General features: G+C 71.4%; 12 protein-coding genes. 11 read left to right on the top strand and 1 reads right to left on the bottom strand.

Annotated elements, in window-relative coordinates; genetic code table 11:
• From H5J33_RS09355 to H5J33_RS09325, 7 genes are all read left to right on the top strand, one after another.
• The coding region (locus tag H5J33_RS09355; RefSeq protein ID WP_181794419.1) for a 1-hydroxy-2-methyl-2-butenyl 4-diphosphate reductase at positions 1-471 on the top strand (471 nt) is incomplete at its 5' end.
• A gap of 5 nt (positions 472-476) precedes the next feature.
• Positions 477-1499, top strand: a complete 1023-nt coding sequence (hpnH, locus tag H5J33_RS09350) for an adenosyl-hopene transferase HpnH (protein ID WP_181794418.1) — start codon at positions 477-479, stop codon at positions 1497-1499.
• Positions 1500-1504: 5 nt separating this feature from the next.
• Complete coding sequence (ispG, locus tag H5J33_RS09345) at positions 1505-2638, top strand: flavodoxin-dependent (E)-4-hydroxy-3-methylbut-2-enyl-diphosphate synthase (protein ID WP_181794417.1); 1134 nt, start codon at positions 1505-1507, stop codon at positions 2636-2638.
• A 30-nt stretch (positions 2639-2668) separates the two neighbouring features.
• Positions 2669-4567, top strand: a complete 1899-nt coding sequence (gene dxs, locus H5J33_RS09340; RefSeq protein WP_181794416.1) for a 1-deoxy-D-xylulose-5-phosphate synthase — start codon at positions 2669-2671, stop codon at positions 4565-4567.
• A complete protein-coding gene (locus H5J33_RS09335; RefSeq protein ID WP_181794415.1) occupies positions 4564-5949 on the top strand; it encodes an aspartate aminotransferase family protein in 1386 nt (461 codons plus the stop codon). Before dxs ends, H5J33_RS09335 begins: the two co-directional genes overlap by 4 nt.
• 109 nt (positions 5950-6058) lie before the next feature.
• Entirely contained in the window at positions 6059-6682 is a 624-nt protein-coding gene (locus tag H5J33_RS09330) for a helix-turn-helix domain-containing protein (RefSeq protein ID WP_181794414.1), read from the top strand.
• Positions 6679-6801 (top strand): DUF6126 family protein, encoded by a 123-nt coding sequence (locus H5J33_RS09325; RefSeq protein WP_037703104.1) that lies wholly within the window; start codon positions 6679-6681, stop codon positions 6799-6801. The genes H5J33_RS09330 and H5J33_RS09325 overlap by 4 nt, the downstream gene beginning before the upstream one ends.
• 17 nt (positions 6802-6818) lie before the next feature.
• Here the strand turns inward: H5J33_RS09325 and H5J33_RS09320 are convergent, their stop codons facing one another.
• Entirely contained in the window at positions 6819-7616 is a 798-nt protein-coding gene (locus H5J33_RS09320) for a tyrosine-protein phosphatase (RefSeq protein ID WP_181794413.1), read from the bottom strand.
• Positions 7617-7789: 173 nt separating this feature from the next.
• Here H5J33_RS09320 and H5J33_RS09315 point away from each other — a divergent pair, with 173 nt between their 5' ends.
• From H5J33_RS09315 to H5J33_RS37320, 4 genes are all read left to right on the top strand, one after another.
• Positions 7790-9862 (top strand): alpha-galactosidase, encoded by a 2073-nt coding sequence (locus H5J33_RS09315; protein ID WP_181794421.1) that lies wholly within the window; start codon positions 7790-7792, stop codon positions 9860-9862.
• Positions 9863-10038: 176 nt separating this feature from the next.
• Positions 10039-10824 carry an SGNH/GDSL hydrolase family protein gene (locus H5J33_RS09310; RefSeq protein ID WP_181794420.1) on the top strand — a complete coding sequence of 262 codons (786 nt, stop codon included), beginning with the start codon at positions 10039-10041 and terminating at the stop codon, positions 10822-10824.
• Positions 10825-11179: 355 nt separating this feature from the next.
• Positions 11180-12346 carry an MBL fold metallo-hydrolase gene (locus tag H5J33_RS09305; protein ID WP_181794412.1) on the top strand — a complete coding sequence of 389 codons (1167 nt, stop codon included), beginning with the start codon at positions 11180-11182 and terminating at the stop codon, positions 12344-12346.
• A 482-nt stretch (positions 12347-12828) separates the two neighbouring features.
• A complete protein-coding gene (locus tag H5J33_RS37320) occupies positions 12829-13476 on the top strand; it encodes an alpha/beta hydrolase (RefSeq protein WP_258564976.1) in 648 nt (215 codons plus the stop codon).
• Position 13477 lies beyond the last annotated feature (1 nt).

Here is a 13477-nt window from a genome sequence, read left to right as displayed (position 1 = left end):
CCGGCACCCGCCGGCACGGCCGTCCTGGCCACCGGCTTCTGCGCCGGGCTGGCCCCCGGGATGCACCCCGGTGACCTGGTGGTCGCCGAGGAGACCCGGGACCCGCGCGGTACCGTGCCGTGCGTGGGCACCGAGCTCCTGGTCGAGGAACTCGCGCGCCTGCTGCCCGGACGCACCGTCCACACCGGCCCGCTCACCGGCTCCGACCACGTCGTCCGGGGTCCCGAGCGATCCGATCTGCTCGCCACCGGCGCGATCGCCGTGGACATGGAGTCGGCGGCCACGCTGCTGGCCGCCGTCCGCACCGGCGAGCGGCCGGTGGCGGCCGTCCGGGTCGTCGTGGACGCCCCCGAACACGAACTCGTCCGGATCGGCACCCTGCGCGGAGGGATATCGGCCTTCCGTGTTCTACGTTCCATCCTTCCCGCGTTTTTCGATTGGCACCGTTCTTTGCTGCTCCCCCGGAGGTGAGCCAGATGGCCATGCCGTTGCGTCAGTCCATCAAGGTCGCTACATACCTGGCTGAACAGAAGCTGCGCAAGCGGGACAAGTTCCCGCTCATTGTCGAGCTGGAACCGCTCTTCGCCTGCAACCTGAAGTGCGAGGGCTGCGGCAAGATCCAGCACCCCGCCGGCGTGCTCAAGCAGCGCATGCCGGTCGCCCAGGCCGTGGGCGCCGTGCTGGAGTCCGGTGCGCCGATGGTCTCCATCGCCGGCGGTGAACCGCTGATGCACCCTCAGATCGACGAGATCGTTCGGCAGTTGGTGGCCAAGAGGAAGTACGTCTTCCTGTGCACCAACGCCATGCTGCTGCGCAAGAAGATGGACAAGTTCACCCCCTCGCCCTACTTCGCGTTCGCGGTGCACATCGACGGGCTGCGCGAGCGGCACGACGAATCCGTCGCGAAGGAAGGCGTGTTCGACGAGGCGGTGGCCGCCATCAAGGAGGCCAAGCGGCGCGGCTTCCGGGTGACCACCAACTCCACCTTCTTCAACACCGACACCCCGCAGACCATCATCGAGGTGCTCAACTTCCTCAACGACGACCTCAAGGTCGACGAGATGATGATCTCGCCCGCCTACGCCTACGAGAAGGCCCCGGACCAGGACCACTTCCTCGGCGTGGAGCAGACCCGCGAGCTGTTCAGGAAGGCCTTCGCGGGCGGCAACCGCCGCAAGTGGCGGCTCAACCACTCCCCGCTCTTCCTGGACTTCCTGGAGGGCAAGGTCGACTTCCCGTGCACCGCGTGGGCGATCCCCAACTACTCGCTCTTCGGCTGGCAGCGGCCCTGCTACCTGATGAGCGACGGGTACGTGCCCACGTACCGCGAACTGGTGGAGAAGACCGACTGGGACAAGTACGGCCGCGGCAAGGACCCGCGCTGCGACAACTGCATGGCGCACTGCGGTTACGAGCCGACCGCCGTCCTCGCCACCATGGGCTCCCTGAAGGAGTCCCTGCGGGCCATGCGCGAGACCGTCAGCGGGAACCGGGAGTGACCACGGTGACCGCCGTCCCCCTGGGCGTCCCCGAGGTACCGGCCCGACCGGTCGCGCCGCGGCGGCAGTCGCGGCGGATCCAGGTCGGGCCGGTACCGGTCGGGGGCGGGGCCCCGGTGTCGGTGCAGTCGATGACGACGACCCGTACGTCCGACATCGGCGCCACCCTCCAGCAGATCGCCGAACTCACCGCGTCCGGCTGCCAGATCGTCCGCGTCGCCTGCCCCACGCAGGACGACGCGGACGCCCTGGCGACCATCGCGAGCAAGTCCCAGATCCCGGTGATCGCGGACATCCATTTCCAGCCGAAGTACGTGTTCGCGGCCATCGAGGCCGGCTGCGCGGCGGTGCGGGTCAATCCGGGCAACATCAAGCAGTTCGACGACCAGGTCAAGGAGATCGCGCGCGCCGCCAAGGACCACGGCACGCCGATCCGGATCGGTGTCAACGCCGGCTCCCTGGACCGCCGTCTGCTCCGGAAGTACGGCAAGGCGACTCCCGAGGCGCTGGCGGAGTCCGCCCTGTGGGAGGCGTCCCTCTTCGAGGAGCACGACTTCCGGGACATCAAGATCTCCGTCAAGCACAACGACCCGGTCGTCATGATCGAGGCCTACCGCCGGCTCGCCGAGCAGTGCGACTACCCGCTGCACCTCGGCGTCACCGAGGCCGGCCCCGCCTTCCAGGGCACGATCAAGTCGGCGGTCGCCTTCGGCGCGCTGCTCAGCCAGGGCATCGGCGACACCATCCGCGTGTCGCTGAGCGCTCCGCCGGCCGAGGAGGTCAAGGTCGGCATCCAGATCCTGGAGTCCCTGGGGCTGCGGCAGCGCCGGCTGGAGATCGTCTCCTGTCCGTCCTGCGGCCGGGCCCAGGTGGACGTCTACAAGCTCGCCGAGGAGGTGACGGCCGGCCTGGACGGCATGGAGGTGCCGCTGCGGGTCGCGGTGATGGGGTGTGTGGTCAACGGTCCGGGCGAGGCCCGCGAGGCCGACCTCGGCGTGGCCTCCGGCAACGGCAAGGGCCAGATCTTCGTCAAGGGCGAGGTCGTCAAGACCGTCCCCGAGTCCAGGATCGTGGAGACCCTGGTCGAGGAGGCCATGAAGCTCGCCGAGAGCAAGAGCCCGTCGGACCAGGTGAGTTGAGGCAAGGCACGCAAGAGAGGGGGCCCGAGAGTGACCATTCTGGAAAACATCCGGGGACCACGAGACCTGAAGGCGCTGTCCGAGGCGGAACTCGGGGAACTGTCCGGAGAAATACGTGAGTTCCTGGTGCACGCGGTGTCGAGGACCGGTGGTCACCTCGGGCCCAACCTGGGCGTGGTGGAACTCACCATCGCGCTCCACCGGGTCTTCGAGTCACCGGTCGACCGCATTCTGTGGGACACCGGCCACCAGTCCTACGTCCACAAGCTGCTGACCGGACGTCAGGACTTCTCGAAGCTGCGCGGCAAGGGCGGACTGTCCGGCTACCCCTCGCGCGAGGAGTCCGAGCACGACGTCATCGAGAACAGCCACGCCTCCACGGCGCTCGGCTGGGCCGACGGCCTGGCCAAGGCCAACCAGGTGCAGGGGGAGAAGGGCCATGTGGTCGCCGTCATCGGCGACGGCGCCCTGACCGGCGGCATGGCCTGGGAGGCACTGAACAACATCGCCGCCGCCCGGGACCGGCCGCTGATCATCGTCGTCAACGACAACGAACGCTCCTACGCCCCCACCATCGGCGGCCTGGCCAACCACCTGGCCACACTGCGTACCACCGACGGCTACGAGAAGGTCCTCGCCTGGGGCAAGGAGGTGCTCCAGCGCACCCCGGTCGTCGGCAACACGCTCTACGAGTCCCTGCACGGCGCGAAGAAGGGCTTCAAGGACGCCTTCGCCCCGCAGGGCATGTTCGAGGACCTGGGCCTGAAGTACCTCGGCCCGATCGACGGCCACGACGTCAAGGCCGTCGAGTCGGCGCTGCGCCGCGCCAAACGCTTCCACGGCCCCGTCCTGGTCCACTGCCTCACCGAGAAGGGCCGCGGCTACGAACCCGCCCTCGCGCACGAGGAGGACCACTTCCACTCCGTGGGCGTGATGGACCCGCTCACCTGCGAGCCCCTCGCCCCGTCCAAGGGCCCTTCGTGGACCTCGGTGTTCGGCGAGGAGATCGTCCGGATCGGGGAGGAGCGCGAGGACGTCGTGGCGATCACGGCGGCCATGCTGCATCCCGTCGGCCTCGCCAAGTTCGCCGAACGCTTCCCCGACCGCGTCTGGGACGTCGGCATCGCCGAACAGCACGCGGCGGTCTCCGCGGCCGGGCTCGCCACCGGCGGACTGCACCCGGTCGTCGCCGTCTACGCCACCTTCCTCAACCGGGCCTTCGACCAGTTGCTGATGGACGTCGCCCTGCACCGCTGCGGGGTCACGTTCGTGCTGGACCGGGCCGGTGTCACCGGTACCGACGGCGCCTCCCACAACGGGATGTGGGACATGTCCATCCTCCAGGTCGTCCCCGGCCTCAGGATCGCCGCGCCGCGCGACGCCGACCAGCTGCGCGCCCAGCTGCGCGAGGCGGTCGCCGTGGACGACGCGCCCACGCTGGTCCGCTTCCCCAAGGAGACCGCCGGTCCGCGCGTCCCCGCCGTCGACCGGGTCGGCGGCATGGACGTCCTGCACCGGGCCGAACGCCCCGAGGTGCTGCTGGTGGCCGTCGGCGTGATGGCCACGGTGTGCCTGCAGACCGCCGAACTGCTCGAGGCCCGCGGCATCGGCTGCACGGTGGTCGACCCGCGCTGGGTCAAACCCGTCGACCCGGCGCTGCCCGGACTCGCCGCCGGACACCGCCTGGTGGCCGTGGTGGAGGACAACAGCCGCGCCGCCGGCGTCGGTTCGGCCGTCGCGCTGGCCCTCGGCGACGCCGACGTGGACGTGCCGGTACGGCGGTTCGGCATCCCCGAGCAGTTCCTCGCGCACGCCAAGCGCAGCGAGGTGCTGGCCGACATAGGCCTCACCCCCGTCGAGATCGCCGGGCGGATCAGCGCGAGTCTGGCCGTCAAGGAAGTCGGCGGCACAGTCAAGGAGAGTGAATGACCACCGAGTTCGACCTCGGCGCCCTGCTCGCCGAGCGCGGAGCCGAACGCTACGAGCTGCACGCCAGGCACCTCAACCCGCAGCTGCCGCGGATGCTGCACACCATCGGCTTCGACAAGGTCTACGAGCGTGCCGAGGGAGCGCACTTCTTCGACGCGGACGGCAACGACTACCTGGACATGCTCGCCGGGTTCGGTGTGATGGGCCTGGGCCGCCACCACCCGGTCGTCCGCAAGGCGCTGCACGACGTCCTGGACCTCGATCTCGCCGACCTCACCCGTTTCGACTGTCAGCCGCTGCCCGGCCTGCTCGCCGAACGGCTCCTCGCCCACAGCCCGCACCTGGACCGGGTGTTCTTCGGCAACAGCGGCACCGAAGCGGTCGAGACGGCCCTGAAGTTCGCCCGGTACGCCACCGGCAAGCCCCGTGTCCTGTACTGCGACCACGCCTTCCACGGACTGACCACCGGCTCGCTGTCGGTCAACGGCGAGGACGGCTTCCGCGACGGGTTCGCCCCGCTGCTGCCCGACACCGCCATCCCCCTCGGCGATCTGGACGCCCTCGCCCGGGAGTTGAGGAAGGGCGACGTGGCCGCGCTGATCGTGGAGCCGATCCAGGGCAAGGGCGTCCACGAGGCACCCCCCGGCTATCTGCGGGCCGCGCAGGAACTGCTGCACAAGCACAAGGCGCTGCTCATCGCCGACGAGGTGCAGACCGGCCTCGGCCGCACCGGCGACTTCTACGCCTACCAGCACGAGGACGGCGTCGAACCGGACCTGGTGTGCGTGGCCAAGGCCCTGTCCGGCGGCTATGTGCCGGTGGGCGCCACCCTCGGCAAGGAGTGGATCTTCAAGAAGGTCTACTCGTCCATGGACCGCGTGCTGGTGCACTCGGCGAGCTTCGGCTCCAACGCCCAGGCGATGGCGTGCGGCCTGGCCGTGCTGTCGGTCATGGAGAACGAGCAGATCGTCGCCGGTGTGCGGCGCACCGGTGAGCTGCTGAAGTCCCGGCTGACCGCGCTGATCGACACGTACGAGCTGCTCGCCGACGTACGCGGCCGGGGCCTGATGATCGGCATCGAGTTCGGCAAGCCGTCCTCGCTGAAGCTGCGCGGCCGCTGGACCATGCTCCAGGCGGCCCGCAAGGGCCTGTTCGCCCAGATGGTCGTCGTACCGCTGCTGCAGAAGCACCGGATCCTCACCCAGGTCTCCGGCGACCACTTGGAGGTGATCAAGCTCATTCCGCCGCTGGTCATCGACGAGGCCGACGTGGACCGGTTCGTGGACGCCTTCACCGCGGTCATGGACGACGCGCACAGCGGCGGCGGCCTGATGTGGGACTTCGGCAAGACCCTGATCAAGCAGGCCGTGGCCAACCGCTGACGGCCGCCCGGAAGGCGGGGCGCCGACGGCGGTGAACGCCCGGGCGCCCCGCTTTTGCCTCCCAGGCAAGAAAATTGCCCCACGGGCAAAGGTGGGGCTCAATGGAGGCATGAACGCCTCAGACGCCGTGCCGCCGGCGGCTGCGGACGGAGGCCTGCCCGCCGTCGCGCCCCAGCTGCGCGCTCTGCGCCGGCGCGCCGGCCTCACCCTGGAAGCCGCGGCCCGCTCCGCCGGTCTCTCCCCGGCCCATCTCTCCCGCCTGGAGACCGGACACCGGCAGCCGTCGCTGCCGATGCTCCTCGCGCTCGCCCGTATCTACGGTACGACCGTCTCCGAACTGCTCGGCGAGACGGTCGCCGACCGGGACGCGATCGTGCGCGCCGCCGACATGGAACCGACCAGGGCGGGCGGCTGGACGTACGTCCAGGCCGGGGCGCCCGGCCGTGGCATGCAGGCCCTGCGGGTGCGGGTGCCCTACGGCTCCCAGAGCGACATCGTGCGCGTCCACCCCGGTGAGGAGTGGCTCTACGTCCTTCAGGGACGGCTGCGGCTGCGGCTCGGGGACACCGCGCACCTGCTCGGTCCCGGCGACAGCGCGCACTTCGACTCGCTCACCCCGCACCGCCTCGCCGCCGACGACCACGACGGCGTGGAGCTGCTGTTCGTCCACACCCTGCTGCAGAGCCCCACGGCCGCGCTGTGCCTGGGCTCGCCGACCGGAGAGCTGCCATGAGCAACTTCGAGACCAAGTTCCCCCGTTCCCTGTGGATCCGGCTGATCATCTACATCGCCCTCGGGCACGTCCTGGCCGCCTTCCTCTACCTGCTGTTCGCGGTGGGCGGCAAGGGCTGACCGCTTTCGGGCCCGCCTCAGTCCAGCAGGCGCTCGCGCAGCCGCGCACGCGCCTCGGGAGCGAACCCGAGGCCCTGCGTGAGATAGGCGTCGACGTCGCCCCAGGTCTCCTCGATGCTCGCGAACGCGGCCTGAAGGTACTCCGCGCGAGCGTCGAAGAGCGGGTCCAGCAGCTCCATCACCTCCGGCGTGTACGCCGTCTCCGCGCTGCCGCTGCGCCGGACCTTGTAGCGGCGGTGCCGGGCGCCGGACTCCAGGTAGTCGGACACGATCGCCTCGCGCTCCACACCCAGGGCGAGCAGCGTGACGGCGATGGACACGCCCGCGCGGTCCTTGCCGGCCGCGCAGTGCATCAGCGCGGGGACGCTGTCGTCGGCGAGCGCGTGCAGCACCCGGGAGTGCTCGGCGGTGCGGTGCCTGACCATCGCCCGGTAGGAGGCGATCATCCGGGCCGCCCCCTTGCCGTCGTCGAGGATCGCGCGCAGCTGGTCGAGGTCGCCCTCGCGGACCATCCTCCAGAACTCGGCGCCGTCCGCCGGGTCGCTCAGCGGCAGGTTCACATTCCGCACGCCGGGCAGGTCGACATCGGGTCCCTCCAGCTTCTGGTCGGCCGCGTTGCGGAAGTCGAAGATCGTGTGCAGCCCCAGAGAGGCGAGGAAGGCCGCGTCCTCCTCGGTCGCGTGCGCGAGGTGCCCGCTGCGGAACAGTACTCCGTGGCGCACCCGCCGCCCGTCCACGGTCGGCAGCCCGCCCACGTCACGGAAATTGCGCACTCCTGCCAGCTCCGGCTCGGTCGACGGGACCTGCTGCGTCACGGGGGCTCCTCCCGGTCGTTCCCCGCCGTCGCGGCTCGCCGGCGGGCACTGAGATCGACCATACGGCATCGATTTCCTCGGGCAATGAGTTATCCACAGGCATTGTCAGACGGGCCCGAACCCCTCGATGATGTTGAGCCTTGAGCGGAACTGTTGACCCCTGTGAGGTCTCGATGGTGGACATCGCCGAAGACGGCCGTACCTGGCTGCTGTCGGGCCCCGGCAGCGGTTACGCCCTGCATCTCACCGACGCCGGTGAACTGCTCCACCTGCACTGGGGGCCGCCGATCGCGCTCGCCGACGCCGAGGCGCTGGCGAAGCGTCCGCTGCCCGGCCCCTGGCCCTTCGAGTCCCCGCTCGACGGCCGCGAGGAGTACCCCGTCGAGGGCGGGCCCCGCTTCGTCCGCCCCGCCCTGTCCGTGCGCACCGGCCGGCGCCGCGGCACCGAGTGGCGGTTCGTGTCGTACGACGTGGAGGACGGCACGCTGCGGCTGCGGTTCGACGACGACGGCGTGGGTGTCACGCTGCACTACCGGATGCGCGGTGACGTGGTCGAGCGCTGGGTGACCGTCGCCAACGGCGGCCCCGAGCCCGTGGAGCTGTTGCGCGCCGACGCGGCCACCTGGACGCTGCCCGACCGCGAGGGCTGGCGGCTGTCCCAGCTGCACGGCCGGTGGGCCGCCGAGTCCCGGCTCACCACCGCGCCCCTCACCTATGGCGAGAAGGTCATCGGCAGCCGCCGCGGCCACACCGGCCACCAGCACCTGCCCTGGGTCGCCCTCGACACCGACGCCACCGAGGAGCGCGGCGAGGTCTACGGCTGCGCGCTCGGCTGGTCCGGCTCCTGGCGCATCGCCGTCGCCCAACTCCCGGACGCGCGCGTGCAGATCACCGGCGGCGCCGGACACGACGACTCCGGCCTGCTGCTCCTGGCGCCCGGGGAGTCGTACACCACCCCGGTCTTCGCGGGCCTGTGGAGCGACGGCGGCTTCGGCGGCGCGAGCCGTGCCTGGCACGCCTACCAGCGCGCCCACGTCATCCCGGACGCCGAACGGGACCGGCCCGTGCTGTTCAACTCCTGGGAGGCGACGTACTTCGACATCTCCGAGGAGCAGCAGGCCGCCCTCGCCCGCCGGGCCGCCGAGATCGGCGTCGAGCTCTTCGTCGTGGACGACGGCTGGTTCGGCGCCCGCACCAGCGACCGCGCCGGCCTCGGCGACTGGACGCCCAGCCCCGACCGCTTCCCGCGCGGCCTGAAGCCCCTCGCCGACCACGTGCACGCGCTCGGCATGCGGTTCGGGATCTGGGTCGAGCCGGAGATGGTCAACCCGGACAGCGAGCTGTACCGCGCCCACCCCGACTGGGTGCAGCACCACCCCGGCCGCAAGCGCACGGAACTGCGCAACCAGCTCGTCCTCAACCTGGCCCGCGAGGACGTCCGGCGATACCTGTGGGAGCAATTGGACGCCCTGCTCTCCAGCGCCCCGATCGACTACGTGAAGTGGGACTTCAACCGCTGCTTCACCGACGCCGGCTGGCCCGGGGAACCCTACCCGCAGCGCCTGTGGGTGGACCATGTGCGCGCCTTGTACGACCTGCTGGACCGGCTGCGGGCGGCCCACCCGCAGGTCGCCTTCGAGTCCTGCTCGGGCGGCGGCGGCCGGATCGACCTCGGAGTGCTCGCCCGCACCGACCAGGTGTGGACCTCCGACAACACCGACCCGCTGGACCGGCTCGCCATCCAGCACGGCTTCACCCAGCTCCATCCCGCGCGCGTGATGGCGGCCTGGGTCACCGACAGCCCCAACACCCAGCTCAACGGGCGGGCCAGCTCGCTGCGCTTCCGGTTCGTCAGCGCCATGGCGGGCGTGCTCGGGGTCGGCGGGGACCTCACGCGGTGGAGTCCGGAGGAACGGGCCGAGGCCCGGCGGTGGGTGGAACTCTACAAGGAGATCCGGCCGCTCGTGCAGCACGGCGAGCTGTACCGGCTGCGGCCCCCGACGGGCGGCCTGAGCGCCGTCCAGTACCTCCGGGGCGAGGAGACCGTCGTCCTCGCCTGGCTTCAGGCGCAGCACTACGGCGAGCCGGTGCCGGCGGTGCGGCTGCGCGGACTCGACCCGACGGCTTCGTACGAATGCCGCGAAACGGGCGAAGTGTACCGGGGTGCGGTCCTGCTGCACCACGGCCTGCACACCGGGCTCAAGGGCGACTTGGACGCGACGGTCCTCCGGTTGCGCCGCATGTGAAGCGCCCGGAGGAAACCGGATCCACCGGTTCAAGCCGTCTTTATTCCTGGATTGCAAACTCTTTAAGAGTGGCTCATCTCACCGTTCGTCAACCCCTGCCTACGGTCGCGTAGGTCACATCCGAAGGTGAATCATGGTCCGACGTGGCAGACGATTCGAAGAGTGACAGCAGATCAGTGATCGGGTCGTACGTGGCGGTGGGGGACAGCTTCACCGAGGGCGTCGGCGATCCCGGGCCCGACGGGGCGTTCGTGGGCTGGGCCGACCGGTTCGCGGTGCTGCTCGCCGACCGGCGTCCCGAGGGCGACTTCCAATACACCAACCTCGCCGTGCGCGGGAAGCTGCTCGACCAGATCGTGGCCGACCAGGTCCCCAAGGCCGTCGACCTGGCACCCGACCTGGTCTCCTTCTGCGCCGGGGGCAACGACATCATCCGTCCGGGCACCGACCCCGACGAGGTGGCCGAGCGCTTCGAACGGGCCGTGGCCCGGCTGACCGCGGCCGCCGGCACGGTGATGGTGACGACCGGCTTCGACACCCGGGGCGTGCCCGTGCTCAAGCACCTGCGCGGCAAGATCGCCACGTACAACGGGCACGTCCGCGCCATCGCCGACCGCTACGGCTGCCCCGTGCTCGACCTGTGGTCCCTGAAGTCCGTGCAGGACCGCCGGGCCTGGGACAGCGACCGCCTGCACCTGTCGCCCGAGGGGCACACGCGGGTGGCGCTGCGGGCCGGACAGGTCCTCGGCCTGGACGTACCGGCCGACCCCGAGCAGCCGTGGCCGCCGCTGCCGCCCCGGGGCACCCTGGAGGTCCGCCGCGACGACGTCCACTGGGCGCGCGAGTTCCTCGTGCCCTGGATCGGGCGCCGGCTGCGCGGCGAGTCCTCCGGCGACCACGTGACCGCCAAGGGCACGCTCTCGCCGGACGACATCAAGATGCGCATCGCCTCCGTGGCCTGACACCGCTCGCCCGTGCGGCCCGAGGCCGCCGACCGCGCCCCGGACCGCCCCGCACAGGCGGCCCGGGACGCGGCCCGCGTCCCTCGCCGTCGGGACAACTTGCCTTTTTCCAGGCCCGGTTCGCGAAGCGAGGCCACCGTCCGCCCGCTCCGCGCGCCGCACCGGGACCACCGTCCGGGTGCGACGCCGGCCGCACGCCGGTTCGTCCGCGGGGCCCGGCCGGCCGCCCCCGCAACCGCAGGAGCCCAACAGGCCCTCGGCGACGGAGTGGTGTGCGGGCGCGACCCGCTCCGCCCGGGCTGTCGGAGGTGCCGACCATAATGGAGGGCCTCACCCCACTCCACCAGGAGGTACCGTGACCGGTCTGCGTTCTCCGGGCTCCGGGCCGCGCGCCCTGCGGCCCGCCGCGTTCGGAGCGGAACCGGGCGGCGCCCGCCTGGCACGCATCCGCCGCTCGCCGCACTTCAAGGACGGCGTCTTCCAGAACCCCGGCGGCCCCGCCCGCACCCGGCCGAGCGCCTCGCCACTGGACCTCGCCAAGGTGTTCCTCGACAAGGACACCCGGCCGCTGCGCTCCCCCCGGGGCACCGTCCCGGTGCACCCCACCACCTTCGCCGACCTGGCCGAGCCGCCCGCCACCGGGCTGCGGCTGACCTGGACGGGCCACTCCAGCGTGCTCGCCGAGATCGACGGCCACCGCGTGCTGTTCGACCCCGTCTGGGGCGAGCGCTGCTCCCCGTTCCCCTTCGCCGGTCCCAGGCGGCTGCATCCGGTCCCGCTGCCACTGGCCGCGCTCGGCCCGGTCGACGTCGTCGTCATCTCGCACGACCACTACGACCACCTGGACCTGCCCACCATCAAGGCGCTGGCCGGCACCGACACCCTGTTCGCCGTGCCGCTCGGCGTCGGCGCCCACCTGGAGCACTGGGGCGTTTCCCCCGACCGGCTGCGCGAACTGGACTGGCACGAGTCCACCCGGATCGGCGGACTCACCCTCACCGCCACCCCGGCCCGCCACTTCTGCGGCCGGGGCCTGCGCAACACCCAGCACACCCTCTGGGCGTCCTGGGCCGTCGTCGGCGAGGAGCACCGGATCTACCACAGTGGCGACACCGGTTACTTCGACGGCTTCCGGGAGATCGGCGCCGCGCACGGCCCGTTCGACGCCACGATGATCCAGATCGGGGCGTACAGCGAGTTCTGGCGCGACATCCACATGACGCCGGAGGAAGGCCTGCGCGCCCACCTCGACCTCCAGGGCGGGGCGCCGCACGGCGTGCTGCTGCCGATCCACTGGGGCACCTTCAACCTCGCCCCGCACCCGTGGGCCGAACCGGGCGAGTGGACCAAGGAGGCCGCCGAGGAGGCCGGGCAGGCGGTGGCCCTGCCCCGCCCCGGCGAGCCCTTCGAACCCGCCGGCAAACTGCCGGCGGAGGCCTGGTGGCGGCACGTCTCGGGCGAGGTCCGGCGCACCTGGCGCGCGGCCGGCGCGCTCGTGGCGGAACCGCCCGTACGAGGCTGAGCGGGGCCGCCGTTCGGCGCCGAGGATTCCAGGCCAAGGCGACCACTCTCGGTGACATCCGCCTGGGCGGTCCTCGTGCAGGAGGCGGCTGGGCGGGCGGCCGAGGCGTACTGACGTTCGTGCGTTCACACTCGACTGGGGGTGGCGGGTCGGATCGGCCCGCCACCCCTGGTTTTGCTTTCTGATCGCTTCCGACCAGGTCGCACCGCTCTCTTTCGCCCCCGTCCGGGGCAATGTCGGCCGGGTTATCGGTCTGTCGTACGGCTCCTCATACCAGAGCGGGACGCTCCGCGGGGGACTTTGTCAAGTGCCCACCACGCAGGATGCGCGGACAACTACTGTGAGTGTCCGTCGGGTGGCGTGCGGCCGGATTCCCCGGTGCCGTCGGCCGACGCCGCGATGACGCGTGCCCGCATCGACGCATGCCCGCAGCGCGCACCGCACGAGGACCACAAGCCCGACGGACCAGTACGAGGACGCAGATGTCTCACCTCCGAGCGCCGGCCACCCGCGCCGACCGTCGCGAGGGCGGCCGGCACGGGCGGCCGGTCGCCCGACCCGCTCCCGCACTGCCCGAGACGCACATACGGCCCCAGTTGATGCGGCTCGCCGTCCTGCCGCCCCTCGCGGTCGCGCTCGGCGCCGGAGCCGCGGTGCTCTTCAGCGTCCGCTCCGCCGGGACGCACACCGGGCCCCTGCTGTGGGCCATGGTCGCCGGAGCGGCGGGCGTGACCGTCGCCGGCATCCTGATCGCCGCCGTGGCCGCCGACCACGCCTCACCGGTCTTCGGCCGCTACCGGCTCACCCAGCTGCCGCTGTGCTACGGCCGGCCCAAGGGCACCGACTTCATCCGCGAGCGGGTCAAGGACGTGCACACGGCGAAGATGCTGCTCGTGGGCACGCGCGGGGACCCTGCGACGCCGTACCGGTGGACCGTGGAGACCGCCCGCCGGCTGGGCCCCTCGGCGGTGGTGCTGGACAACAAGGGCGAGGGCCACACCGGGTACTCCTCTTCCATGTGCGTGCACCATACGATCAACGACTTCCTGCTCTACGGCACACTGCCGGCCGGCGGCGGCTCCTGCCCGGCGGACGCCCCCGCCGCCGTCGGCCCGGAGAGCGCCGGCTGAC

Origin of the sequence: Streptomyces sp. WELS2, from assembly GCF_013870595.1 — a bacterium.
Taxonomy (GTDB): domain Bacteria; phylum Actinomycetota; class Actinomycetes; order Streptomycetales; family Streptomycetaceae; genus Streptomyces.
Note: the sequence above shows the minus strand (reverse complement) of the source record. Positions and strands in the feature narration are given on the sequence as shown.

What these genes read in the sequence shown, in the direction of transcription:
- hpnH (WP_181794418.1), top strand. Translation starts at nt 477, where the DNA reads ATGGCCATGCCGTTGCGTCAGTCCATCAAGGTCGCTACATACCTGGCT.
- H5J33_RS09335 (WP_181794415.1), top strand. Translation starts at nt 4,564, where the DNA reads ATGACCACCGAGTTCGACCTCGGCGCCCTGCTCGCCGAGCGCGGAGCC.
- H5J33_RS09330 (WP_181794414.1), top strand. Translation starts at nt 6,059, where the DNA reads ATGAACGCCTCAGACGCCGTGCCGCCGGCGGCTGCGGACGGAGGCCTG.
- H5J33_RS09325 (WP_037703104.1), top strand. Translation starts at nt 6,679, where the DNA reads ATGAGCAACTTCGAGACCAAGTTCCCCCGTTCCCTGTGGATCCGGCTG.
- H5J33_RS09315 (WP_181794421.1), top strand. Translation starts at nt 7,790, where the DNA reads ATGGTGGACATCGCCGAAGACGGCCGTACCTGGCTGCTGTCGGGCCCC.
- H5J33_RS37320 (WP_258564976.1), top strand. Translation starts at nt 12,829, where the DNA reads ATGTCTCACCTCCGAGCGCCGGCCACCCGCGCCGACCGTCGCGAGGGC.